Annotated in this window: 21 protein-coding genes; 12 read left to right on the top strand and 9 right to left on the bottom strand. The window is 66.7% G+C overall.

What is annotated here, in order from left to right; all coding sequences use genetic code 11:
- Positions 1–59: 59 nt before the first annotated feature.
- The gene (locus DOM67_RS04395; protein WP_280951041.1) at positions 60–3,731 is read right to left on the bottom strand and encodes a DNA translocase FtsK 4TM domain-containing protein; all 3,672 of its coding nucleotides are present in this window, start codon (positions 3,729–3,731) and stop codon (positions 60–62) included.
- Between the two features lie 201 nt (positions 3,732–3,932).
- Complete coding sequence (locus tag DOM67_RS04390) at positions 3,933–5,942, bottom strand: methyl-accepting chemotaxis protein (RefSeq protein WP_110674450.1); 2,010 nt, start codon at positions 5,940–5,942, stop codon at positions 3,933–3,935.
- 145 nt (positions 5,943–6,087) lie between these two features.
- Between DOM67_RS04390 and aat the strand changes: the two genes are divergently transcribed.
- The 3 genes from aat (at position 6,088) to infA (ending at position 7,925) form a co-directional block, all read left to right on the top strand.
- Positions 6,088–6,780, top strand: coding sequence for a leucyl/phenylalanyl-tRNA--protein transferase (gene aat, locus DOM67_RS04385; RefSeq protein ID WP_110674449.1), 693 nt, complete (start codon positions 6,088–6,090; stop codon positions 6,778–6,780).
- Positions 6,777–7,541 (top strand): arginyltransferase, encoded by a 765-nt coding sequence (locus DOM67_RS04380; protein ID WP_110674448.1) that lies wholly within the window; start codon positions 6,777–6,779, stop codon positions 7,539–7,541. The genes aat and DOM67_RS04380 overlap by 4 nt, the downstream gene beginning before the upstream one ends.
- A 165-nt stretch (positions 7,542–7,706) precedes the next feature.
- Positions 7,707–7,925, top strand: coding sequence for a translation initiation factor IF-1 (infA, locus tag DOM67_RS04375; RefSeq protein ID WP_013332816.1), 219 nt, complete (start codon positions 7,707–7,709; stop codon positions 7,923–7,925).
- A gap of 207 nt (positions 7,926–8,132) precedes the next feature.
- Here the strand turns inward: infA and clpA are convergent, their stop codons facing one another.
- Complete coding sequence (gene clpA, locus DOM67_RS04370; RefSeq protein ID WP_110674447.1) at positions 8,133–10,397, bottom strand: ATP-dependent Clp protease ATP-binding subunit ClpA; 2,265 nt, start codon at positions 10,395–10,397, stop codon at positions 8,133–8,135.
- A gap of 112 nt (positions 10,398–10,509) precedes the next feature.
- Positions 10,510–10,839: an ATP-dependent Clp protease adapter ClpS gene (clpS, locus tag DOM67_RS04365; RefSeq protein WP_232825133.1), complete on the bottom strand. Its 330-nt coding sequence runs from the start codon at positions 10,837–10,839 to the stop codon at positions 10,510–10,512.
- Between the two features lie 408 nt (positions 10,840–11,247).
- Between clpS and DOM67_RS04360 the strand changes: the two genes are divergently transcribed.
- The 8 genes from DOM67_RS04360 (at position 11,248) to DOM67_RS04325 (ending at position 18,863) form a co-directional block, all read left to right on the top strand.
- Positions 11,248–11,835: a pseudouridine synthase gene (locus tag DOM67_RS04360; RefSeq protein WP_110674445.1), complete on the top strand. Its 588-nt coding sequence runs from the start codon at positions 11,248–11,250 to the stop codon at positions 11,833–11,835.
- 118 nt (positions 11,836–11,953) lie between these two features.
- Positions 11,954–12,403, top strand: a complete 450-nt coding sequence (locus DOM67_RS04355; protein WP_110674444.1) for an NUDIX hydrolase — start codon at positions 11,954–11,956, stop codon at positions 12,401–12,403.
- 169 nt (positions 12,404–12,572) lie between these two features.
- Entirely contained in the window at positions 12,573–13,760 is a 1,188-nt protein-coding gene (mnmA, locus tag DOM67_RS04350; protein ID WP_110674443.1) for a tRNA 2-thiouridine(34) synthase MnmA, read from the top strand.
- Positions 13,757–14,401 (top strand): high frequency lysogenization protein HflD, encoded by a 645-nt coding sequence (gene hflD / locus DOM67_RS04345; protein ID WP_110674442.1) that lies wholly within the window; start codon positions 13,757–13,759, stop codon positions 14,399–14,401. The genes mnmA and hflD overlap by 4 nt, the downstream gene beginning before the upstream one ends.
- Positions 14,402–14,481: 80 nt before the next feature.
- Positions 14,482–15,852, top strand: coding sequence for an adenylosuccinate lyase (gene purB, locus DOM67_RS04340; RefSeq protein WP_110674535.1), 1,371 nt, complete (start codon positions 14,482–14,484; stop codon positions 15,850–15,852).
- Positions 15,853–15,881: 29 nt separating this feature from the next.
- Positions 15,882–17,072 (top strand): cupin domain-containing protein, encoded by a 1,191-nt coding sequence (locus DOM67_RS04335; protein ID WP_110674441.1) that lies wholly within the window; start codon positions 15,882–15,884, stop codon positions 17,070–17,072.
- Positions 17,073–17,214: 142 nt separating this feature from the next.
- Positions 17,215–17,682, top strand: coding sequence for a glycine zipper 2TM domain-containing protein (locus tag DOM67_RS04330; RefSeq protein WP_106419858.1), 468 nt, complete (start codon positions 17,215–17,217; stop codon positions 17,680–17,682).
- Positions 17,683–17,876: 194 nt separating this feature from the next.
- Positions 17,877–18,863, top strand: a complete 987-nt coding sequence (locus DOM67_RS04325) for a lipid A deacylase LpxR family protein (RefSeq protein ID WP_110674440.1) — start codon at positions 17,877–17,879, stop codon at positions 18,861–18,863.
- Between the two features lie 107 nt (positions 18,864–18,970).
- Here DOM67_RS04325 and DOM67_RS04320 read toward each other — a convergent pair whose 3' ends face one another.
- A complete protein-coding gene (locus DOM67_RS04320; protein ID WP_110674439.1) occupies positions 18,971–19,258 on the bottom strand; it encodes a hypothetical protein in 288 nt (95 codons plus the stop codon).
- 195 nt (positions 19,259–19,453) lie between these two features.
- On the opposite strand from DOM67_RS04320, the gene slyD reads away from it, so the two are divergent.
- A complete protein-coding gene (gene slyD / locus DOM67_RS04315) occupies positions 19,454–19,936 on the top strand; it encodes a peptidylprolyl isomerase (RefSeq protein ID WP_110674534.1) in 483 nt (160 codons plus the stop codon).
- Positions 19,937–20,074: 138 nt separating this feature from the next.
- On the opposite strand, the gene DOM67_RS04310 is transcribed toward slyD, so the two are convergent.
- From DOM67_RS04310 to DOM67_RS04295, 4 genes are all read right to left on the bottom strand, one after another.
- Positions 20,075–20,704, bottom strand: coding sequence for an NlpC/P60 family protein (locus DOM67_RS04310; protein ID WP_110674438.1), 630 nt, complete (start codon positions 20,702–20,704; stop codon positions 20,075–20,077).
- Positions 20,705–20,989: 285 nt separating this feature from the next.
- Positions 20,990–23,413 carry a YbeU/YbeR family protein gene (locus DOM67_RS04305; protein ID WP_110674437.1) on the bottom strand — a complete coding sequence of 808 codons (2,424 nt, stop codon included), beginning with the start codon at positions 23,411–23,413 and terminating at the stop codon, positions 20,990–20,992.
- A 139-nt stretch (positions 23,414–23,552) separates the two neighbouring features.
- Positions 23,553–24,854 carry an acyltransferase gene (locus tag DOM67_RS04300; protein ID WP_110674436.1) on the bottom strand — a complete coding sequence of 434 codons (1,302 nt, stop codon included), beginning with the start codon at positions 24,852–24,854 and terminating at the stop codon, positions 23,553–23,555.
- A 153-nt stretch (positions 24,855–25,007) separates the two neighbouring features.
- Positions 25,008–25,250, bottom strand: coding sequence for a GlsB/YeaQ/YmgE family stress response membrane protein (locus DOM67_RS04295; RefSeq protein ID WP_035473219.1), 243 nt, complete (start codon positions 25,248–25,250; stop codon positions 25,008–25,010).
- Positions 25,251–25,302 lie beyond the last annotated feature (52 nt).

Here is a 25,302-nt window from a genome sequence, read left to right as displayed (position 1 = left end):
GGAGAACATGATCCTTGGACAGCGGGAAGGCCGCCGGGTTTAATGCCCGGCGGCCGGGCTCAGTTGCCGACCGGCGGCGGCGCCAGCACCTCGCGTGAGCCGTTGTTGCCCATCGACGAGACGACGCCGGCCTGCTCCATCGCCTCCACCAGCCGCGCGGCGCGGTTGTAGCCGATCTTGAAGCGGCGCTGGACCGCCGAAATGGAGGCGCGCCGGCTCTCGGTGACAAACTGCACCGCCTCGTCGTAGAGCGCATCCTGCTCGGCGTCCTCGCCGTCGCCGCCCTCGGCCTCGAGGCCGGCGAGGGCATCGGCGGAGACACCGCCGGAGAGAATCTCCTCGATGTACTCTGGCTCGCCGCGCCGCTTCCAATCCTCGACGATGCGGTGCACCTCGTCATCGTCGACGAAGGCGCCGTGGACACGCTGCGGCATCCCCGCCCCCGCCGGCAGATAGAGCATGTCGCCATGGCCGAGCAGGTTTTCGGCGCCTCCCTGGTCGAGGATGGTGCGCGAATCGATCTTCGACGACACCTGAAACGCCATGCGGGTGGGGATGTTGGCCTTGATCAGGCCGGTGACCACGTCGACCGACGGCCGCTGGGTGGCGAGGATCAGGTGGATACCCGCGGCGCGCGCCTTCTGCGCCAACCGCGCGATCAGCTCCTCGACCTTCTTGCCGACGATCATGAACATGTCGGCGAATTCGTCGATCACCACCACGATATAGGGCAGCTTGGCCAGCGTCGGCGGCTGCTGGTGCATCTCCCACGGCTGCGGCTCCCATAGCGGGTCCTGGACCTGAGCGCCGTGGCGCTCGGCCTCGTCCAGCTTGGCGTTGAAGCCAGCGATGTTGCGCACGCCCATGGCCGCCATCAGCTTGTAGCGCCGCTCCATCTCGGCCACGCACCAGCGCAGGGCGTTGGCCGCCTCTTTCATGTCGGTGACCACCGGCGCCAGCAGATGCGGGATGCCGTCGTAGACCGACAGCTCGAGCATCTTGGGATCGACCATGATCATGCGCACTTCGTCCGGGGTCGCCTTGAGCAGCATCGACACCAGCATGGTGTTGATCCCCACTGACTTGCCTGAGCCGGTGGTACCGGCCACCAGCAGGTGCGGCATCTTGTTGAGATTGGCCACCACCGGCTTGCCACCGATGTCCTGACCCAGCGCCAGGGTCACCGGCGAGTCGGCTTGCTGGTAGACGTCGGAGTCGAGCACCTGACGAATGCGGATCATGGCCCGGTTCGGGTTGGGGATCTCGATCCCCACCGTGGGCTTGCCGGGGATGACCTCGACCACACGCACGCTCTTGACCATCAGCGAGCGCGCCAGATCCTTGGCCAGGTTGCTGATCTTGGAGACCTTCACCCCTGCCGCCGGGCGAATCTCGAAGCGCGTGATCACCGGACCCGGCCAGGTCTCGACCACCTCCGCCTTGACCCCGTACTCGCGCAGACGCATCTCCAGCAGCTCGGCCATGTCGGCGAGCTGCTCGGGGGTGTAGTTGGGCTGTTCCGGGTCGGCCGGCGTGGTCAGTCGAATCGAGGGCAGATCGCCGGTGGGCTCGGGCATGTCATCGAACGCCGGGCGCTGGCTCTGCAGATGCTCGACGGTCCACAGGGTCGGCTGATCGTCCGCCGCTGCCCGGGCCTGATCAGCGGTGGCCACGTCACCGCGCGGCGGCGCGGCGCTGACGCCGCTCGAAGCCGGTGCCGGTGCCGGTGCGTCGGGATAGTCACGGGCAGCTTCCCTGACCTCATCGCCGGCATCGTCCCGCTCATCTTCCGGGACGTCGTCATGCCATGGGGCCTGGGCGCCGTCCACACGACTGCCGTCGGCGCCCCCGTGCGGCAACGGCGAGCGCTCGACCGGCACCTCTCTCTCATCGGCTTCCGGCGACTCGCCCGCGTCATCGAGCCCCCGATACGTGGGTTCGCGTCTTGTCGGTGCGGCAAAGCGCGAACCGTCAGCGCCACCGCGCTCCCGACCGAGGCTCGGTTCACGCGCACCGGCATCGGGCAGATCGCTGCCCAGGCCAGCCGCAAACGCGCCCAGTGTCGGCTCGGCGGGCCCGGGGTGCGTCGCGACACCACCCTCGACGGCGCCACCGCGAGTGCCATCGTCATCCTGGCGCGGCGTTTCGGCGCCGCTAACGTCGGAGCCGCTTTCGTTGGCGGCGCGGGCATGGCGCCAGTCAGCCGGCGCCTCATGGCGCTCGGCACGCAGCCCCCACTGTGCGGTGGGCGCCTCGTCTTCCGCCGCGGAGAGTCGGCCGCTGTCAGCGGATGCCGCACGCGGGTCCGCAACCTCCGTGGCGGCGCCGTCATCGTCGGCATCCGCTCCTGTCACCTCCGGCTCCATCGACGCCTGAAACGCCTCCGGAATGCGCCGACGGGTGACATCGGCACGGAACGGCGTACGCGCCGCGTCATCCTCGGGTGTCTCCTGACCCGGCGACGCTGGCGCCTCGGGCTCACCGCGCGGCGGCATCGCCGGCGCCTCCGGCGTCACCCCATCGGGCGCCGAGCTTCCCAGAGTCGGTTCGCGCGGGGTCAAAGTCGGCTCGCGCGGAGTCAGGGTGGGCTCGCGCGGGGTGTCGTCGCGGCGCCGCGGCGCCGGCGTGGCTGACCGCGCGGGGCGCCACTCGGCCTCGCTGCGGGGCACGCTGGACGAGCGCTCATGCAGAGTCGGCTCCCGCGCCTCTTCGCGCTGCTGGCGGCTGGCGTAGGCGGCCTCGGGCTGCTTGGCCGAAGGCGTGCGCTCTGGCACCTCCCAGGGGATATCGGTACTACCGTCGTGGCGCCAGCGCGACTGACGCTGCCCGCTGCCAAACTCGGCGCTCGCCCCTTCCCAAGCCGGCTCACGCTGCAGCGAAGGCTCCTCCTCCCACTGCTCGAGATCCGGCGCGCGCTGCCACGGCAGCCAGCGTGACCACCAGCGCGGTTTGTCCACCGAGGTATCGACCGCGTCGTCGGGGTCGCTCTCCTCGAGCACCGCCTGCTCACGTTCGGCCTGCTCACGTTCAGCCTGCTGCTCGGCGCGGCGGGTATCACGCACCTCACGGCGCTCGGCGCTGCGTGCCCGCACCCACTGGAACAGGCGATTGAGCGAGCTCCCCAGCTCGTCCATCACGGTCAACCAGGACATGCCGGTGAACAGGGTGAAACCGCACATGAAGGCGGCAATGGCGATCAGAGTCGTGCCATGCACGCCGACCAGCTGCGACAGCGCGCCGGCGATCCCCATGCCGAGGATGCCGCCGGCCTGATTGGGCAGGTCGCTGGCGGGGTTGTAGAAGTGCAGATCGCCCAGCGTCGTGGTGCTCATCAGCAGCAGCACCAGGCCGCCGGTGTGGACGGCGAGCGCGACCGGGTCCCAGGCGATCTGTACCTGATGCTGACGCATGATGCGCCACGCCGCCAGGCCGAACATGCCCGGCCACCACAGCGCACTGGCGCCGAACAGTGAATAGAGGACATCGGATAGCCAGGCCCCGATCCGCCCCATCCAGTTGGCGATATCCTGGTCCGGGCCGCTATGCGACCAACCGGGGTCGCCGGGGTGATAGCTGAACAGCGCCAGCAGCAGGAACACGCAGATCGCGAGCAACAGGATCACGGCGCCTTCGCGGGTCACGCCCTGGAGCTGCATGATCACACGACGTGCCTGTTCCTTGGCTTGCGCAGATGAACGACGGCCCTTCTTGGCCGAACTCTTGGCACTCAAACGCTCAACCCCCTCGCGCCTGCTTGCGGCAGGACGCATCAACGGCCGCGTTCCCGTGGGCTTTCCGTGGTCCCCGGGTCGACGGCGATGCACCACCGGCCCGCGACGGCGGGCCGATTTCCTCGACCCGCCATCATACCGGGGCCCGCGTCGACATCACAGGGGGGCGCCACACCCGTCACGGGTGTGGCGATGGTGGGGTCAGGCCGGTGTACGCCCCGGCAGCGCCTTGGCGGCAGGTGCATCCGGCGAGGCGTCCTCGGTGGCGCCGCCATCGCGCAGCCGGAACAGCGCCACGGTCTCGCTCAGGCGCCGGCTCTGCTCGCTCAACTGCTGGGTAGAGCGGCTCGACTGGCGCACCAGTGCGGCGTTGCTCTGGGTGGTCTCGTCGATCTGCGACACCGCCACGTTGATCTGCTCGATACCGTGGGACTGCTCTTCGGAAGCGAGACGGATTTCGGCCACCAGCGTGCTGATGCGCTCGATCTGGGAGACGATCGCGGCGACCTGCTGGCCCGCTTCAGCAGCCTGCAGATTGCCGCTCTCGACCTCCTCCACCGTGCGTCCGATCAACCCCTTGATCTCCCGCGCCGAGTTGGCGCAGCGCTCGGCCAGGCCGCGCACCTCCTGCGCCACCACCGCGAAACCGCGACCCTGCTCGCCGGCACGGGCGGCCTCGACCGAGGCGTTGAGCGCCAGCAGGTTGGTCTGGAAAGCGATGCTGTCGATGACCCCGACGACATCGGCGATCTGCTTGGCCATCTCATCGATACGGCGCATCGCCTCGACCGTCGAGTCGACGGTCTTCTGCGCATCGCCTGCAGCCTGGGCAGTCTGGCTCGCCTGGGTGTCGCTCTCCTGGGCTCGCTCCGCGTTCTGGCGCACGGTGGCGTTGAGCTCCTCGGTGCTCGCCGCGGTCTGCTCCAGGCTCGATGCCTGGGATTCCGTGCGCGCCGAGAGGTCCGCGTTGCCTGCCGCCAGCTCCTGGGTATGCCCATCGGTCTCCTCGATCGCCGTGCGCACCTGGCGCACGATCCGCTCGAGGCCATCGCCGATGCCGTTCATCGCCAGCACCAGCTGGCCGATCTCGTCGCGCCGACGGCTGTCGATACGCTGCGACAGGTCCCCCTCGGCGAGCGCCCGGGCCAGCTCGACCGTGCGCTGCATGGGTCGCGAGACCAGTCGCTTGAAGATGACATAGAGCAGCAGGCTGAGCAGGATCGCGATCCCCACCGCGATCAGCAGGAAGCGGTCGCGGGCCGCCATCACCCCGGCGTTGATCTCGTCCATCGACACCGAGCCGGCAATGATCCACTGCCAGTCCGGATAGCGGGTGAACGCCAGCAGCCGCTGCTCGCCATTGGCGGTGTAGTCGAGCTCACCGGAGGTTTTGTCGAACAGCGGCGCAAAGGCGGCGGCGCGCTCGCCCTGGCGCAGGTCGGTGCCCTCGTAGGGCCCGCCTGCGAGCACCTGCCCATCACGCTTGCCACCGGCGGCGATCAGCATGGTGTAGCCCTGCTGACCGATCTTCATGCCACGAATCTGCGCTTTCACTTTCTCCATCTCGGCGCTGATGTCGACGCCCACGAAAAGCGCACCGATGACCTTGCCGTCACTGTCCTGAATAGGTTGATACTTGGTGATATAGGCGGTGCCGAACAGCGTGGCGAGGCCGGTATAGGGCTTGTCCGCCATCAGGTTGGCATAGCTGCGCGAGCCGCGATCGAGCAGCGTACCCATCGCGCGCTTGCCGTCGGCATCCTTGAGCGAGGTCGCCACGCGCACGAAGTCGTCGCCTTCCCGGGCAAAGATGGTCGCCGGGGCAGTGGTCTGCTCGGTGAAGCGATCGAGTTTCCAGGTATTGTCGTTGATCACCTCGAGCCCATCCTTGAGCATCGGCGTCTGGCGACCGGCCACCTCGACCTGCTGATCGGGCAGCAGCACGAAGCGCCCCATGTACTGATCAGAGAAGATGTCGAGAAAGCGATCAGCCTGCTGCTGCAGGCTATAGTCGAATAGCGATAGCATGTCGGCGATGGATGCCTGTTGCGTCGCCAGCTCGTGTTCAGTGGCCTTGCGCAGCTGGCTGCTGCTGGTCTGCGCCATGGCAAAGGCCAGGCCCAGCAATACTACGACCTGAAGCAGGCCGACGATCAGTGCCAGCTTGGTACCGATACCCGCATGGCGCAGCCGTTGTCGAATTGCCGCCATCGATTGTTCTACCTTGTTGTCAGAGGATCAGGGTTCCACAGGATCAGGCGCATTATCGGCAGCAGATGAACAAACCTTAATACAGCAGGAATCATCACAACGCGGCGCACCACCCGGTGACCGCAAGACCCACAGGATGGATGGCATGCTGCGCTGGCTCCCCCCCGCCCCCGTCGACTTTCCCGACGTCGATCAGGCGCTCGACGAGCCCAATGGGCTGCTCGCCGCCGGCGGCGCCCTGACACCGGAATGGCTGCTGGCCGCCTACCGCCGCGGCATCTTCCCCTGGTACGGCGAGGGCGACCCGCTGCTGTGGTGGTCACCCGCGCCGCGCATGGTGCTGTTCCCATCAGAGATTCGTGTACGCCGCAGCCTGGCCAAGCGCCTGCGCAACGGCGGCTTCACCACTACCATCGATCACGCCTTCGCCGAGGTCATCGAGGCCTGCGCGGCTGAGCGCGCGGACAGCGGCGGTACCTGGATCGATGCCGAAATGACCCACGCCTACCGACGCCTGCATGCGCTGGGCCACGCCCACAGCGTCGAGACCTGGCGCCATGGCGAGCTGGTCGGCGGGCTCTACGGGATCGCGCTGGGCCAGGCGTTCTTCGGCGAGTCGATGTTCAGCCGCTGCGCCGACGCGTCCAAGGTCGCGCTGGTGACACTCGCACGTCATCTCGAGACCCACGGCTTCCAACTGATCGACTGCCAGATGCATACCGCGCACCTGGCCAGCATGGGTGCCAGGGAAATCGCCCGTAAGACGTTCATCGACTACCTTGAGAAGAGCGTGGACCAACCCACCCCAGCCGGCCTCTGGCCCTCGGAGCCCCCGTGAGCAGCGACAATGCGAACCGCAGCACAGCGCAGCGTCAGGCACGCGATCTCCGTTTTTTCCTGACGGTGCCGCATCCCTGCAGCTATCTCTCCGGACGCGAGGCGACGACACTGTTCCTCGATCCACAGGAGCCGCCCACTGCGGACGTCTACGACGCGCTGACCCTACTGGGTTTCAGGCGCAGCGGCGCCAATCTCTATCGCCCCCACTGCGGCGCGTGCAGTGCCTGCGTCTCGGTGCGCATCCCGGTGGAGGACTTCACCCCGTCGCGCACCCAGCGCAAGCTGATGCAGCGCAATCGTGATATCACCACGCGGTTGCGCCCGACGCTGTTCGACGAGCGCCATTACGCGCTCTACGCGAGCTACATTCGTGCCCGCCACGCCGATGGCGACATGTTTCCACCCAGCCGCGATCAATACCGGCTGTTCCTGACCCAGACCCAGCCATTCGCCAAGCTGCTCGAGTTCTGGCTCGATGAGCGGCTGATCGCGGTCGCCGCCACCGATCTGCTGGGCCACGGACTGTCGGCGATCTACACCTTCTTCGACCCCGATCCGGCACTACAGCGGCGCTCGCTGGGCGTCTTCGCGGTGCTCAGCCAGATTGCGCTGGCGCGCCAGCGCGGCCTGCCCCATGTCTATCTGGGCTACTGGATTCGCGAGAGTCAGAAGATGCGCTACAAGCAGGCGTATCAGCCGCTGGAGTATCTCGACGGCGGCCGCTGGCAGCGCCGGGTACCGGTGGCGGCATTGACCTGAGCCGATTTTTGCCTTCGGCGGCGAGATGGCCCATAATATCGCGCACTTCAGAGGCCCTGGTCGGGCTCGTCGCTGACCGTGGATGGCACCGCCGCCGTTCGCGGTGGTGTGCGTCGACAGCCGACCGTGCGGTCCGCCAACCAATATCCGAGAGGGATCGCCTATATGGCACGAGAAGATCATATCGAAATGGAGGGTGTCGTCGTCGACACGCTGCCCAACACCATGTTCCGCGTCGAGCTGGAAAATGGTCACGTCGTCACTGCACACATCTCCGGCAAGATGCGCAAGAACTACATCCGCATCCTGACCGGCGACAAGGTCAAGGTCGAACTGACCCCTTACGACCTCTCCAAGGGCCGCATCGTCTACCGCTCGCGCTGAGCCCCGCCCTTCGGCCCCGCTGACGGGAATCCGCTTCCCGCCTGCCCATCACGCCCTGATCCACCGTTGTCACGGGCGTTAGCCGCCGCCAGCATCCAGAATCGAAAACGCCTCGCCATGTTGCCATGGCGAGGCGTTGTCGTTGGACGGCCGTCTGTCGGATCACCGGTCCCGGCTAGCCACTCGGCCAGCCGTTCAGATCACTGACTAGGCGACTTCGGCCTCGGTCTCCAGCTGCAGCTCGTCGTTCTCCACGGTGACGTGGACCACGCCACCATTTTCGGCCAGATCGCCGAACAGGATCATCTCCGCCAGCGGCTTCTTGAGCTTCTCCTGAATCACGCGGGCCATCGGTCGTGCCCCCATCTCGGGATCGTAGCCCTTCTCGGCCAGCCAGCGACGGGCATCCTCATCGACATCCAGCTGCACCCGCTTCTCGTCAAGCTGGGCCTGGAGCTCGACCAGGAACTTGTCGACCACGTTGCGCACGATCGACGGTTCGAGACCATGGAACTGGATGATCCCATCGAGGCGGTTGCGGAACTCCGGCGAGAAGGTCCGGCGAATCACCTCCATGCCATCGGTCGAGTGATCCTGGGTCTGGAACCCGATCGAGCGACGCGAGATCTGCTCGGCGCCAGCGTTCGAGGTCATGATGATGATCACGTGACGGAAGTCCGCCTCGCGGCCGTTGTTGTCGGTCAGACGGCCATGGTCCATCACCTGAAGCAGCAGGTTGAAGACCTCCGGGTGCGCCTTCTCGATCTCGTCGAGCAGCAGCACGCAGTGCGGCTGCTTGTTGATCGCCTCGGTCAGCAGACCACCCTGGTCGTAGCCGACATAGCCGGGGGGCGCACCGATCAGGCGCGACACCGTGTGTCGCTCCATGTACTCGGACATGTCGAAGCGAACCAGTTCGATCCCCATCAGATGCGAGAGCTGGCGCGCCACTTCGGTCTTACCGACCCCGGTGGGCCCGGCAAAGAGGAAGCTGCCGACCGGCTTGTCGGGCGACTTGAGCCCGGCCCGCGAGAGCTTGATCGCCGCCGACAGGCTGGTGATCGCCTCGTCCTGGCCGAACACCAGCATCTTGAGATCACGCTCCAGATTGGAGAGCAGCTTGCGATCGGAGCTGGAGACGCTCTTGGGCGGAATCCGCGCGATCGACGCCACTACCGCCTCGACCTGATCGACATCGATGGTCGAGACCCGCGCCTCCGGCGGCAGCAGCCGCTGATGCGCGCCGGCCTCGTCGATGACGTCGATCGCCTTGTCCGGCAGATGACGGTCGTTGATGTAGCGATCCGCCAGACGCGCCGCACTCTCCAGCGCACCGTCGGTGTACTTGAGCTGGTGGTGCTCCTCGAAGCGCCCGCGCAGCCCCTTGAGGATGCGGATGGTGTCATCCACCGAGGGCTCGGGCACGTCGACCTTCTGGAAACGACGAGCCAGGGCACGATCCTTTTCGAAGATCCCGCGGAACTCCTGGAAGGTGGTCGAACCGATGCAGCGCAGCTCACCCGAGGAGAGCAGCGGCTTGAGCAGGTTCGAGGCGTCCATGACGCCACCCGAGGCGGCGCCGGCGCCGATCACGGTATGGATCTCGTCGATGAACAGGATCGAGTTCTCCTGCTTGCGCAGCTCCGCCAACAACCCTTTGAGGCGCTTCTCGAAGTCGCCGCGGTACTTGGTACCCGCCAGCAGCGCGCCCATGTCGAGGGAGTAGACCACCGCGTCGGCGATCACCTCGGGCACGTCTTCCTCGACGATGCGCTTGGCCAGGCCTTCGGCGATGGCGGTCTTGCCGACGCCGGCCTCGCCGACCAGCAGCGGGTTGTTCTTGCGCCGACGCGCCAGGATCTGCACCACTCGCTCGAGTTCGTGATCGCGCCCGATCAGCGGGTCGATCTTGCCCAGGCGGGCCTGATCGTTGAGGTTGGTGGCATAGCTGGTGAGCGGATGCTGGCCATTCTCGGCGGCGGCCTCTTCACCCTCTTCGGACTCCTGCGAGGGCTGCTGAGACTGGCCGTGGCCCGCCACCTTGGAGATACCGTGAGCGATGTAGTTGACCGCATCGACGCGGGCCACGCTCTGCTGCTTGAGGAAATAGACCGCCTGACTCTCCTGCTCGGAGAAGATCGCGACCAGCACATTGGCACCGGTGACTTCGCTCTTGCCGGAGGACTGGACGTGGAACACTGCGCGTTGCAGCACGCGCTGGAAGCCCAGCGTGGGCTGGGTTTCGCGGTCGTCCTGATCCTCGGGGATCAGCGGCGTGGTGGAGTTGATGAAATCCTGCAGATCGGCACGAAGCTTCTCCAGATTCGCCCCACAGGCATTCAGCACATCGGCTGCCGAAGCATTGTCGAGAAGCGCCAGCAGCAAGTGCTCCACGGTCATGAACTCGTGTCGCTTGGAGCGCGCCACGGTGAAGGCCGTGTTCAGGGTGAGTTCAAGTTCTTTACTCAACATGGCAGTCCCCTTTTAGCCACTGAGGGCGTCGGTCGGCACTTTCACAATCGGGCACAAACAGCGGTTTCGCAAGTCCCCGGCGCACAAAGCGTCGCGGACCGCCCCACCACCCCTACTCGACGGCATCCACATCGCACATCAGCGGATGTTCGCACTCGCGCGCATACTCGTTGACCAAGTGACACTTGGTCTCCGCCACGTCGCGGGTGAAGATGCCGCAGGTCGCTTTCCCCTGGGTGTGCACGGCGAGCATGATCTGCACCGCCTTCTCACTGTCCATGGCGAAGAAACGTTGAAGTATCTCGACGACGAACTCCATCGGGGTGTAGTCGTCGTTGTAGAGTATGACCTTGTACATCGGCGGCGGCGCCAGCTGCGGCTCCGACGCCTGTTCGGCAACGTCTCCCTGCTCGTGATGATCAGGGTCGGGAGGGCGCGTCATACCGAGACGCGCCGGCTCCCCATGGGAATCAGACGACACGCTATCTACGATCTCTAACATAGTAAGGATGAATTCCTGAGTGCACGGACCGGGTTCGCCTACCGTCGCACGAGTATCGCGGCGGGTGCGTCTCGCGCCCGGCACCGGTACCCTGTGCCTCGCCGGGCGCCGGCGCCTGGACCGCCTCGCGCAGGAGCGAACCGAGCCGTGTATCAGTGAGGTATTGGATACCGTTGAAGACCCGAGGTTCCCTTGAAGATGCGGCCGATGTCGCCACGATGCAAGCCCGAGCAAAAAATAGTTAGCCATGCGCCCCGGCGCCAGTCTCGCAACGGCTACCGCCTGCGCCCGGCCACGTCTTGTCACGCCGCCCATTCACTCCCCAGGAGCCACCTCGGACCGAACGCCATGGGTCGAATCTACCTGCTGCACAAACCCTATCAGGTGCTCTGCCAGTTCACCGACGATCGCGGCCGTGCCACCCTGGCCGACCATCTGAAGGTGCCTGGCGTCTACGCCGCCGGCCGCCTCGATTACGACTCAGAGGGGCTGCTGCTGCTCACCGACGATGGCGGCCTGATCCACCGCATCAGCGACCCCCGCCACAAGCTGGCCAAACGCTACTGGGTGCAGGTCGAGGGCGCCCCCGATGATGCCGCCCTGGCGGCGCTGGCCCACGGCGTGACGCTCAAGGATGGCCCGACGCGGCCGGCCCGGGTACGCCGGCTGGCCGCCACACCACCGCCGCCGCGCAATCCGCCGGTGCGCTTTCGCCGCGACATCCCCACCACCTGGCTGGAGATCGAGCTGCGCGAGGGGCGCAACCGCCAGGTCCGGCGCATGACCGCCCATATCGGCCACCCCACGCTACGCCTGATGCGGGTCGCGATCGGCCCGTGGCAGCTGGGTGAGCTGGCCCCCGGGGCGTGGCGCAGTGAACCGCTCAACCTGCCGGCGACACCCGCAGCCAACCGCTCGCGATCGCGCCGCCGCTGAGCGCCGGCCGCGACCTGAGCCGCACGGGCTGTGCCGCGCCGCCAGACCCGGTATGATCGTAGCCAGCCCGGCTGCCAGACCCGCGCCGCGGACGAGTTCGAGTGGGGAGAGAGATGACATGAATCGCTGGACACCACGCGTGACCGTGGCCGTCGTGGTGGAGCGCGCCGGCCGCTATCTGATGGTCGAGGAGGATCGTGGCGGCCCGTTCAGCCTCTACAATCAGCCGGCCGGCCACCTCGAGCGCGGCGAGCGGCTGGTCGCCGCGGCGGAGCGCGAAGTGCGCGAAGAGGCCGCCTGGCAGGTGGCGATCACCGACTACCTCGGCCTCTATGTCCACCACACCCAGGACGGGCTCACCTTCCACAGCCACGCCTTCCTAGGGCTACCGCTGGCGCACCTGGGCAACCCGCTCGACAAGGGGATCGTCAGCGCCCACTGGCTGACCTTCGACGAGATCGATGATCTCGAGCGTGGCCGCCGCCTGCGCAGTCCCGTGGTGATGCAGCGCCTGCGTGACGTACGCGAAGGCCGCCGCTTTCCGCTGGATACGATTCGCGAACGCTGACGCCAGCGCTGATACGCCCGCGCCACCGGCACGCATGCCGACAGTGCGGTGCACTCGATGCTACCCCGCGCTTTCGGCTATAATCCCGGGTCATTTATTCAGCCGGCCCGTGCCGGTGCCGGGCGTTTCGCCCCGCCCGTCGCGGGCCCCTGTCGGCCAGAGATTCGCCATGACGCTTGCCATACCGCCATCCGAGACACCCGAGGGCCCGACCGCAACCGGCGCCACCACCGTGATCGTGGGCATGTCCGGTGGCGTCGACTCCTCGGTCACCGCGCTGCGCCTGCTCGAGCAGGGATACCGCGTCGAGGGCCTGTTCATGAAGAACTGGGACGAGGACGACGGTACCGAGTACTGCACCGCAATGGCGGATCTCGCCGATGCCCAGGCGGTCTGCGACAGCCTCGGCATCAAGCTGCACACGGCCAACTTCGCCGCCGAGTACTGGGACAACGTGTTCGAGCACTTCCTCGCCGAGTATCAGGCCGGACGCACGCCCAATCCGGACATCCTGTGCAACCGCGAGATCAAGTTCAAAGTCTTCCTCGACTACGCCGAGATGCTCGGCGCCGACCTGATTGCCACCGGCCACTATGTGCGCCGGCGCCTCACTGCAGACGGCCGCGCCGAGCTGCTCAAGGGTCGCGATGCCAACAAGGACCAGAGCTACTTCCTGCACGCGGTGCCGGGCGCGGCGATCGCCAAGACGCTGTTTCCGGTGGGCGAGCTGGAGAAGTCCGAGGTGCGCGCCCTGGCCGAGCGCCACGGCCTGGCCACCGCGCGCAAGAAGGATTCGACCGGGATCTGTTTCATCGGCGAACGCCGCTTCAGCGATTTCCTCAAGCAGTACCTGCCGGCCCAGCCGGGACGTATCGAGACCCCCGAGGGTGAAGCGGTCGGCGAGCACATGGGCTTGATGTACTACACCCTGGGTCAACGCCGCGGCCTGGGCATCGGCGGGCTCAAGGCACACAGCGAAGACCCGTGGTTCGTCGCCGCCAAGGATCTCGAGCGCAACGTGCTGGTGGTGGTTCAGGGCGAGCACCCGCTGCTCTACAGCGACACCGCCTACTGCGAACCCGCCGCCTGGATCGCCGGCGCCCCGCCCAAGGCCAAGCGCCTGAGCGCCAAGACCCGCTACCGCCAGCAGGACGAACCGTGCGAGGTCGAGGTGCTCGCGGATGGTGGGCTGGCGGTGCATTTTGACACACCGCAGCGCGCGGTCACCCCGGGGCAGTCGCTGGTGCTCTACGCCGACGACGTCTGTCTCGGCGGTGCGGTGATCCGTGCCACCGCCACCACCGATGCCGGTGCGATCGACCCCACCTCACAAACAGGGAGCGCGCGTTCGGCATGAACCCAACGCCCATCCAGTCCGCCCCTCTGGGCGCCAGCGGTCGTCAGGCGCTGGCCCTCGCCGGCGTGTTCCAGGCCGCCACGGTGGTCGACCAGCTCGCCCGTACCGGCCACTGCGACGAGCGCGCCTGGAACACCCTGGTGCGCGCCACACTGGAGACCGACCCGCCCACCTTCGAGTCGGTCTACGGCGGCCACCACAACAATCTGCGCCAGGGCATCGATACCCTGCTGGCGGTGATGTCGCGCCAGCAGGCGGACCCGGCGGTGATGCGCTACGGCTTCTCTATGGTGCTGCTGATGCAGAAGCTGCGCAAGAACCAGGCCATGATGCGCACCCTGGGCGAACGCCTGGGGCGCATCCAGGGCCAGGCCGAGCACTTCGGCAATACCCACGACAACGTGATCGCCAGTCTCGGCGAGCTGTATCAGGAGACGCTCTCGACCTTCCGCTACCGCATCGTGGTGCAGGGTGAGCCGAGCCTGCTGCAGAGCCCGGGCATGCCCCCGCGCATCCGCACTGCCCTGCTCGGCGGCGTGCGCTTCGCCCTGCTGTGGCACCAGCAAGGCGGCCGGCGCTGGAGCCTGGTCTTCCAGCGCGGCGCGCTCAAGCGTGCCCTGCGCGAGCTCGACGGCCACTGAGCGCGGGCCGTCCGCGCGCCTCCTTTCGCCTTATCCAACGCGAGCCACCCGCTCGCGCGACGCTTCGGGAACCCAAGATGATCGAACTCTCTCCTCTCACCGCCCTCTCTCCCGTCGACGGCCGCTACGCCGACAAGACCGCTGCGCTGCGCCAGCACTTCAGCGAGTTCGGCCTGATCCGCGCCCGCGTCACCGTCGAGGTGCGCTGGCTCGAGTGCCTCGCCGCGCACCCCGGCATCGACGAGGTACCGGCGCTCTCCGCCGAGGCCCAGGCCTTTCTCGACCAGTTGGTGAAGAACTTCTCGGTGAGCGACGCCGAGCGCATCAAGACCATCGAGCGCACCACCAACCACGACGTCAAGGCGGTGGAGTACTTCATCAAGGAGGCGATCGCCGAACAGCCCGAGCTGCACGCGATCACCGAGTTCGTGCACTTCGCCTGCACCTCCGAGGACATCAACAACCTCTCCTATGCGCTGATGCTGCGCGACGGCCTCGGCGCGCTGCTGCCCAGCATGCGCGAGATCCACGACGCCATCGCGCGCCTGGCCGCCGAGCATGCCGAGCAGCCGATGCTCTCGCGCACCCACGGCCAGACCGCCAGCCCGACCACCCTGGGCAAGGAGATGGCCAACGTCGCCTACCGTCTGGCGCGTCAGCTCAAGCAGATCGAAGCGGTCGAGTTCCTGGGCAAGATCAACGGCGCCGTGGGCAACTACAATGCCCATCTGGCGACCTACCCGGAAGTGGACTGGGCCGACAATGCCCAGCGCTTCGTCGAGTCGCTGGGTCTGACCTTCAACCCCTACACCACCCAGATCGAGCCGCATGACTATGTCGCCGAGCTGTTCGATGCGATCAGTCGCTTCAACACCATCCTGATCGACTTCGACCGCGACGTCTGGGGCTATATCTCGCTGGGCTACTTCAAGCAGCGGACAGTGGCCGGCGAGATCGGCTCCTCGACCATGCCGCACAAGGTCAACCCGATCGACTTCGAGAACTCCGAGGGCAACCTGGGGCTGGCCAACGCCCTGCTCGACCATCTGGCGCGCAAGCTGCCCATCTCGCGCTGGCAGCGCGACCTGACCGACTCCACCGTGCTGCGTAACCTGGGCGTGGGCCTGGCCTATGGCCTGATCGCCTATCACGCCTCGCTCAAGGGCATCGGCAAGCTCGAGGCCAACCCCCAGCGTCTCGACGACGATCTCGATCAGAGCTGGGAAGTGCTGGCCGAACCGATCCAGACCGTGATGCGTCGCTACGGCATCGAGCAGCCCTACGAGAAGCTCAAGACATTGACCCGCGGCAAGCGCATCGATCAGGCGGGCTTCGCCGCCTTCATCGACACCCTGGCGCTGCCGGATGAGGTCAAGCGCGAGCTCAAGGCGCTGACCCCGGGCACCTACATCGGCAATGCCGCCGCCCAGGCCAAGGCGCTGGGCGCCTGAACGCGACCGCACCACCGCAGGAGGATGCCATGACTGCCGCCAACACCCCGCGCACGCTGCTGGGCGGCCTGACCCCCGCCCAGTTCCTGAGCCGCCACTGGCAGAAGTCACCGCTGCTGATTCGCGGCGCGCTGCCCGACTTCGTGTCGCCGCTGGAGCCGGACGATCTCGCTGGCCTGGCCTGCGAGCCCGAGGTCGAGTCGCGCCTGGTCGAGGAGCAGGGTCAGGACAAGGCGTGGCAGGTCAGCCATGGCCCGTTCGATGACGCCACCTTCGCCCGCCTGCCCGAGAGCGGCTGGTCGCTGCTGGTGCAGGCGGTCGACCACTACGTGCCCGAGGTCGCCGGGCTGCTCGCCCAGTTCGACTTCCTGCCGCAGTGGCGGCTCGATGACATCATGGTCAGCTACGCCCCTAGCGGCGGCAGCGTCGGCCCGCACGTCGACCAGTACGACGTCTTCCTGCTGCAGGCCAGCGGACGACGTCACTGGCAGCTGGGCGGCAAGCCCGGAGACGAGGCACCGCTGATCGCGGGGATCGACCTGCGTATCCTCGACACCTTCGAGGTCCAGCCCGACCAGGATTGGGTGCTGGAGCCCGGCGATATGCTCTATCTGCCGCCGGGCGTGGCCCACCACGGGGTCAGCGCCTCGGATGACTGCATGACCTTCTCGATCGGCTTTCGCGCGCCCTCGGTCGACGAGACCGTCACTGCCTTCGCCGACTACATCGGCGAGCAGCTGGGTGACGCCCAGCGCTATGCCGATGCCGATCTGCAGCCGCCGCAGCACCCCGGCGAGCTGGACGACGCCGCAGTGGAACGCGTGCGTGCGCTCCTGCTGGCGGCGATCGATCGGCCGGATCAGATGGCGCAATGGTTTGGACGCGCCATGACCCAGCCCAAGTATCTCGATCAGCTGGTCCCGAGCGACAGCCCCAGCGATCCGGCCGAGGTGGAGGCAGCGCTCCGCGCTGGCGAACGCCTGCTGCACAGCCCCGGCTCGCGCTTCGCCTGGCGGGGGCAGACGCCGACCCAGGCGACGCTGTTCGCCGATGGCGATGCCTTAGACTGCGACCCGGCGCTGGCGCGCCGCCTGTGCGACGCCGAACCGCTGGACCAGGAGAGCCTGGCACATCCCGAAGCGGCCACCGTGCTGGCCGCGCTGCTCGACGCCGGCAGCCTGTGCTGGGACGAGGATGAGGATGATCAGGACGACGCATGAGCGAGCCGCCACGGCGGCAAGTTCGCCGCAGGCTGCCTACACTGAGTCGGGCCGGCCGCGGCAGAAATGCTGGACGAGTTCGGAAACACTGTTTTAATATCTTTGGCACAAAACCTTGTTCCTAGGTTCAGGAGGAGTGAACATGAAGAAACTGCTTATCCCCGCGCTGGCCATGAGCGTGCTGGCCCTGGCCGGCTGCACCAATACCTCGACCTATTCGGGTGACGTCTACCGCGGCAATCAGGCCGAGACCGCACAGTCGGTCAGCTACGGCACCATTCAGTCGGTGCGCCCGGTGCAGATCCAGGGTGGCAATGGCGAGAGCGTTCTGGGCAGCCTCGGCGGCGCGGTGATCGGCGGCCTCCTCGGCAATCAGGTGGGCGGCGGCTCCGGCAAGACCCTGGCCACCGCGGCGGGTGCGATCGGCGGTACCATCGCCGGCAGCAAGGTCCAGCAGGCGACCGACCGTGTCGACGCCTATGAGCTGGAGATCCGTCAGGACAGCGGCCAGAACGTGGTGGTCGTACAGAAGGCCGATCGCAACTGGCAGGTCGGCCAGCGCGTGCGCCTGATCGCCAGCGGCTCCAGCGTCAGCGTCGCGCCCTACTGACACCTGCCGGCGCACGCCCGCGTCGATCGCAGGTCAGCGGTAACGAAACGGTGCCCTTCCGGGCACCGTTTCTGCGTTCTGGCCGCCCCAACGGGGAGTTATCGTTAGCCTGATACTATTTTCGCCTGTCGCCCTTACTTTACATACGCTATCGTATGTTCTGTGGTTAAGACTCTTAAGGGAATGACAGGAACATGAAGGGACGCATGATGGTCACGGCCGGCGTGGCCGCCACCGCGGCACTGCTGTCGGGCACCGCCGGCGCCGACGGCCTGCTGACACTCAAATCGGAAAACGACCTCTTCGCCAGCGGCGGCGACGGTCACTACACCAACGGCCTCGAGATCGGCTGGTCCTTCGCGCCGAGTGCCGGCCACTGGACTCGCCAGCTCGCCGACGCCCTTCCGGGCTGGAGCGGCGCCACGCTGGACGGCGCCGCCTATCGCTTCGGCCAGCAGATCTATACCCCCGAAGATATCGACCAGCGCGGCCTGGTCGAGGATGACCGCCCCTACGCCGGCGTCCTCTACGCCGGGCTCTCGCTGTTCGACGAGTCGCGCACACCCGGCTGGCGCCGCAGCAGCGGCCTGTTCTTCGACGTCGGCCTGGTCGGCCCCGGCTCGGGTGCGCGTACGGTGCAGAAGAACTTCCACCACTGGATCGGCAGCGACGAGCCCGAAGGTTGGCACAACCAGCTCCACAACGAGCCTTTCGTCAACGTCGCCTACTCGACCGCCTGGTGGAAGACCGGCCATCTCGGCGGCCTGGAGACCGAATTCGGCCCCTCGGTGGGCTTCGCCGTGGGCAACCTCTACACCTACGCGGCCAGCGGCCTGGGCCTGCGTCTCGGCCAGGGGCTCGACCAGAGCTTTGGCGTGCCGGCAGTCGCGCCGTCACAGGGTAGCCGGGTCTACTTCCGCGAGGATAGCGGATTCAACTGGTATCTCTTCGCCAACCTCGAGGGCCGGCTCATGGCCCACAACATGCTGCTCGACGGCAATACCTTCGAAGACAGCCACTCGGTGGATCGCCGCCCCTGGGTCGGCGACGCCCAGGTCGGCCTGGCACTGTCGTGGAATCGCTGGCAGCTCTCCTACAGCTCGGTGTGGCGCACCAAGGAGTTCGACGAGCAGGACAGCGGCGATCGGTTCGGCTCGGTGACTCTCTCCACCTGGCTGTGACCCCGGCGCCGCTCGGCATACCCCGAGCGGCCTATCCCGCAGGCACCCAACACGACGGGCGCTNNAGCGCCCGTCGTGTTTGGCGGCTCTATAGGCGCAAGCCCGTATCAGTGCAGCTTGGCCTTGCGCAGCGCCCAGCAGGCCAGACGCTTGCCGACCCATACCAGCAGTGCCAGCAGAATCAGCGTCAGCAGCATCGAGATCGGCTTGACGATGAACGTCGCCCCCAGGATCGCCAACGCTACCGATACCATCCAGCGGTCCTGCGCCGGATCCCCTCTGAGCTGCGCCGGCAGCCAGCGTTCGACCACGCCACCCAACGCCCCCTCCCACGCCTTGAGAGCCAGGAACAGCAGCACGGCAAAGGCGACGAGCCATACGATAAACACGGTCATGCAATACCTCTCCTCACCCCAGAGATCACGATATCAACGCCTTCCGCAGGGTACTCACAGCCTCGATCCGGCGCAACTGCCGGTGAAGCCGGCGCGACAGGCACGGTTTTAGCCCATGACACCCGCTCACCACCTGACACGGAAGCCATGGCACGTTACGATATTGGAGACATGCACAAACGCAAAGGTTCCCAGATGCAGATTGCCCAGAACTCCGTGGTCGCTTTTCACTATACACTGACCAACGACGCGGGAGAGGTCCTGGACAGCTCGGAAGGCCGTGATCCGCTGACCTATCTCCATGGCGCGGGCAACATTATCCCGGGGCTGGAGAAGCAGCTCGAAGGCCGTGCCGATGGCGACAAGCTCACGGTCGCCGTCGAGCCGAGCGAAGGCTACGGTGAAGTCCAGCCGGCGCTGGTACAGGAAGTGCCGCGCGACGCCTTCCAGGGTGTCGAAGAAGTCCAGCCGGGCATGCAGTTCCAGGCCCAGACCCAGGAAGGCCCGCTGATGGTCACCGTGACCAAGGTCGAAGGCGACACCGTCACCGTCGATGGCAACCATCCGCTGGCTGGCGAGAAGCTCAACTTCGACGTCGAGATCACCGAGGTGCGTGAAGCGACCGAGGAAGAAGTGTCCCACGGCCACGTCCACGGCGAAGGCGGCCACGAGCACTGAGTCGCATACCGCTGCGCGCCGTTGACGCGAGCGCAACGTCAAAGGGCAGCCGAGAGGCTGCCCTTTTTTTGTCTGCGTCTATCGCCGCGAGCCTCTTCATGTGGCGCGCGTGATCTGGCAGGTGACTCGAAATGGACCTCAGCCCTCGCTGGCCAGGACCACCCGCTGGGCCAACTGGGTGCGCTCCATGGGGCGCCTTGCCTGCCAGTAGTAGCGCTTCCAGTAGACATTGTCGAGACGCGACAGCTTGACCCCCTGCGACGTCGAGGCGTGCAGAAAATAGCCATTGCCGACATAGACACCGACATGATTATAGGGCCCCGGCGGGCGGAAGAAGATCAGGTCTCCCGCCTTGAGATCGCTGCGTGAGACGCGGCTGCCCTCCTGGACCTGCTCCTCGGTGGTGCGCGGCAGCTCGAGCGAGAAGGCCTCTGTGAACACATGCTGCATCAGCGCCGAGCAGTCGATGCCGTGACGGCCATTGCCGCCGAGGACATAGGGAGTGCCGACCCAGCGCTGATGCTCGTCGAGCAGCGCTTCACGGATGATGGTGGGCGAGACGGATGATGGCTGGCGGTAGTCGTGCACCTGCTGCGCCTGCTGACGGGCTCGGGGTGGTGATGCCGCAGGCGTCTGCTGGGCGACGACGAAGCGCGACTTGGCCACGGGAAGCGCGTACTGCGCATGAACCTGTTGTTGTTGTGCGGGGGTCGAGCAGCCACTCACGACGAAGGCAATGGCCAGCCCCAGGGCCGTGCGTTTGAGCATTCAGCGCAACCTCATTCACCGGTGAGCCACCACGGGCATGCCTCGATATCACGCCGCGGGCGTCTCACGACCGGGCAGGCGCCATCGGGCGAATTGAGTCGCTGTGGTGGTGACACCGGTCGGGGTATCACCGCCAGAGCGGCCAGTATTCGGCTCGAAAATCGAAATCGAAAAAAATACGCGCCGTCTGGCCGACGGGCGTAGCACACCGCGGATGATATGTCATCGATAAGCCTTTGACGAGCCCTATCGCAATGAAAGCGCGACTCGATCGCGGCGGCGCGTTCAGTGCAGCCGATGCGGCCCGCCCACCAGTACGTCGACGTGCAGCGGCGTCGAGTGGCGCCCAGGGCGGCCAGGAAAGTCGAGACTCGCCCAGCTGCCGGCGAGCAGCGGCGTGGCACCGAGCCAGGCATTCAGCGCCTCGCGGAAGCGACGCAGGAAATCGTCGCGCTCCGGAGTGTCGTCCATGAAGAAGCCGAAACCGCTGTAGAGCCCTTCAGCGTAGGCCTGCCAGCTGCTGTAGTGGCGCTCGGCGAGGCGCCCCGCCGCCTCGAGGTAGCGCGCCAGCGCGGCATCGTCGAACCAGTCGAGCTGGCGCCCGGCAAGGCTCAGATCGACCAGCTGGGCGATATCCCAGGCGGTCATGTCCTCGTCGTTGCAGCCGCAGGCATTGTCGCGCACGTGGCGCAGCCGCAGCAGGTGCACCCGCTCCTCCTCACCGCAGTCACCGGACTCGAGAATCGCGATCTCCTCGGCCAGACGGCGCGCATTGAGCGTATAGGGGGCGTAGTTGATCTGATACTCCTGACGATCCCCCGCCTCGAGCAGGAAATCGAGAAATTCGCCCAGTCCGGTCGCCCCCTGCAGCGCGTATTGATGCTCCAGCCACTCCTGCAGTGCACGGCGATCCTCCCCCGCCAGCGGCAGCGGCCACTGCCAAGCCGCCTCGTTGAGCGGCCCGGCCAGCGACATCGCGGTGAACTGCTCGAGGCTCGGACGCGGCCCCGGCTCCTGCCACTGGCTGTCAAAGATCGGCGTCAGCCAGTGAAAGCGCGAGCCGGGATCGCGCAGATGCCAGGCAATATCGTCACCCAGCCCCGCCTCCTCCGGCGCCTCTTCGGGGCTGAGCAGGGTCTCCCAGGCCAACCACGCCGCGAGCAGCGTCTGCGGCGTGGCGTAGAAGCGCCCGAGCACGCCGGCCAGCGCGCGCGCCTGCGCCTGCAGCTCGGCCGGCGCATAGCGCTCGCTGTCCGCCGCCATGAGCAGATAGAAGGCATACTTCTCGGCCATGAAGATGGTTGCCGCGTGGTCAGCGCAAGATTTCAGCGCCTGGCGCCGCTCACCGGCCACACGACCGCTGCCCGCCGCACCGGGATGACACGCATCCGCCGCCAGCTGATTGAGATGGTGCGCCTGGGCCGGCATCCAGTAGCGCGCCAGTGCCGCGAGCGGTTCGTCACGACGCAGCGTCAGCACCTCGTTGAGATAGCGCTCGGCATCCTCACGCCGCTCGGGCGCCAGCGGCTCACCGAGCTGGTAGCGGGTCGTCAGATCCGGCTCACGCACGGCCGCCAGCGCCAGCACCCAGGCGTCAGCCGAAGCGTGGCGCTCACGCACCACGCGCCGCGACTGCTGGCGACGGTCATCGTCGAGGCTGTGTGCCAGCGGTGTCTGCCAAGGGCTGCCGGCCGCTCCCAGCAGACGCCCCCAGTCGGCCTCGAAGTCGGCACACAGATCACGCCCCTCGAACAGACTGCGACCACGCTGGTAGGCACGGGCCATGGCGGGCCAGTCGGCGTAGCGCTGCTGCAGCAGATCCAGGCCGTGGGCGGCGAAGGTCTCGGCCTCCTGCGCCGACAGCCAGCCCGCCCCGAAACCGAGATAGGCCTGGTCGATCAGCCGCAACCAGTCCCACGCCGCCCATTCGAGAGGCTCCACGCGGGCCAGGAAGGCGACCAGCACCTGGCCGTACTCGCGCTGCTCGCCGAGTGAGGCAAGCCAGGTCTCGGCTTCCGCCGGCCCCTCGCGCCCGAGCCGGGCGGCATCCATCTCCCAGCCATAACGATAACCCTGACGCGCCAGCCACTCGAGGCCCGAGAGCAGCGCATCGCGCCCGGCGATATCGAGCTGCTCGCGCAGCAGACGCTGCCACCCCAGGCGCTCGTCGGGGTCGGGAGTGAACGGCCAGCGCAGCACCGGGGCAAAAGTCGCGCGTGCGCCCCACAGCGACTCGGCCCACAGCGAGTCCGACACCGCTTCGGCCCCTTCCAGCTGGCGTGCCAGCGCCTGCCAGTCGACCCCGCGGCCCTGACGCTCGCGCTTGGCCAGCGCGCGCCCGGCGGCATCGAGCAGCGGATCGCTCCAGGGCGCCAACGCTGCGCGCCAGCGGGTCAACGAGGGGTAGGCAGTGACGATCTCCGCCGCCAACCAGGCGAGCCAGGCCGCTTGGCGCTCGCTGTCGAGCCACCCCGCTGCCCCGCCCAATGCCAGTAGTTCCAGCGCCGCCAGCCGCGACAGCGGTGGTTGCTGCCCATCGACCGCACTCTCCCACAGCCGCCAGGCGAACTCGTCACGATCCGTGATCGCCAGCGCCTGCAGACGCTCACGCGCCTGAACCGGCGACAGGGCCTGGCGGGGATCGGTGCCCTCGGGCCAACCGCAGAGTGTCAGCTGCTGAGCCCACCACTGGGCGAGAAGTTCGCGCAAAGAGAGACCTCGTGAAACGCCGAAGACAGGACGTCCGCCAGACGATCAAAGAGACCGCCACGGACGCGGCGGCACAGTATACCGGAAAGCGAACGCCCCGCCGACCGCCAGGTCGTCGGGGCGCCATTCTCGCGCGACCTCAGCTCATCTTGTCGACGTGCGTGCGCGTCGTCTTGTGCAGCAGATGACGCAGCAGCCATCGCCGGACCCGCACCACGAACTGCTCCTGGAACATGATACAGAACAGCACCGTGAGCAGCAGGAACACTGGATAGAGCCACAGATGCACATCGCCGGCCGCGGCCAGGCAGCCGCGGAAGTTGCTCAAGCACAGCCCCGGATCACCCGACAGCACCCGTTCGACGCGCGAGAACACTGCGTACAGCGGCACATGGAGCGCGAACATCGGCAGCGAGGCGCCACCCAGGCGTGAAGCCAGGCGCCTGATTCGCCGGCTCTTGGGCTCCCTCCACTGCGCAGCGACGTAGACGAGCGTCAGCTGCGCCGGCAGCAGCAGCCCATCGTGCAGCAGATAGTACCAGGCGTGCCCGCGACCGAGCAGGAACAGCGCCACTGCGATGCTGGCAGCCACCCCCAGCAGCGCCAGCAGCTGCCGGCTCGGCGACATCGAGCGCCCGGCCTCCCGCTGCTGGGCATAGAAGGTGTAGAGCAGAATGCCGGCGGCGAACTCCGGCAGCCGGATCAACGGATTACGGTGCAGGATACCGGTCTCCGGCACGCCGTAATTGGTGGTGAAGACCACGATCAGCGGGGGGATCAGATAAATGAGATTGACCCATAGCATGGCACGCCGCGGGTGCAGGACCCGACGCAGGCGTGGCGCCAGCCACGGGAAGGTCAGATAGAAGAAGAACAGCGCCGAGATCGACCAGGAGGGGGGATTGAAGGTCAGATAGAGCGGGTTCCAGGCGTGCAGCAGGGTCAGATTGAGCAGCAGATTGATGCCCGTCTCCAGCGGCGACATGGTGTGGTTGAGACTTTTCCAGTCGAGCTGGCCGACATCATTGTTGACGTCGTAGACCACGAAGCGCAGCGAAATGTCACTGTCACCCGGCGCGATGGCGAGATAGCCGACCAGCGCCGACACGCTCATCGCCAGGATCAGTGAGCCGATATGAATCGGATAGAGATTCGAGAAGCGCTTGAGCAGAAAACTCTTGACCGGCTCGCGCATGCGATGCGCATCGTCGAGATAGACGTGGGTCAGCAGAAAGCCGGAAAGCACGAAGAACGCGCTGGTCGAAAAGAAGCCGATATCGGTCACATAGTGCGACCAGCTACTGATCGAGGGGTAGGTATGCAGGGTGTGGAAGATGACGATGTACAGGCCGAGAAAGAAGCGCAGCCACTCCAGGCCAATGAAACGCTCCTTCTGGCCGGCGCTTTGCGTGCCGGACACGGCGGTCTTTGAATCAGGCATTCCTTGCAGATCTCTGGCCGTCGAAAGGCCTCATTCTACCCGATTCCTGCCGCCGGGCACGCCCCAAGGCGCAACGTGCCCAGGGCAGGAATCCAGGCCTGGCCGAACAGCCGCCGAACGGACGCTCTTTTCAGGCCGGCTTCCCGGTCCGGTCTAGGCCTTCTTGATCTTGGCCACCACCCACAACAGGATGATGGCACCGATCGTGGCCACCACCAGCGAACCGATCAGGCCGTTGGAGGAGAGTCCCAGCAGACTGAAGATAAAACCACCGATGACGGCTCCGACGATGCCCACGCCGATATTGCCGAGGATGCCGAAGCCGCCGCCGCGCATCACCTTGCCGGCGATCCAGCCAGCGATACCCCCGATGATCAGCCACAAGATAAAGCCCATAGAGTCACTCCTTGATTCCGATGAGGGGTGCCGAGGCGGCAGTTGCCGCCGT

The organism is Salinicola sp. RZ23, assembly GCF_003206675.1.
In the GTDB taxonomy this organism is placed as follows: domain Bacteria; phylum Pseudomonadota; class Gammaproteobacteria; order Pseudomonadales; family Halomonadaceae; genus Salinicola; species Salinicola endophyticus.
The sequence above is the reverse complement of the archived record's forward strand: the minus strand, read 5'-3'. Positions and strand labels throughout refer to the sequence as shown.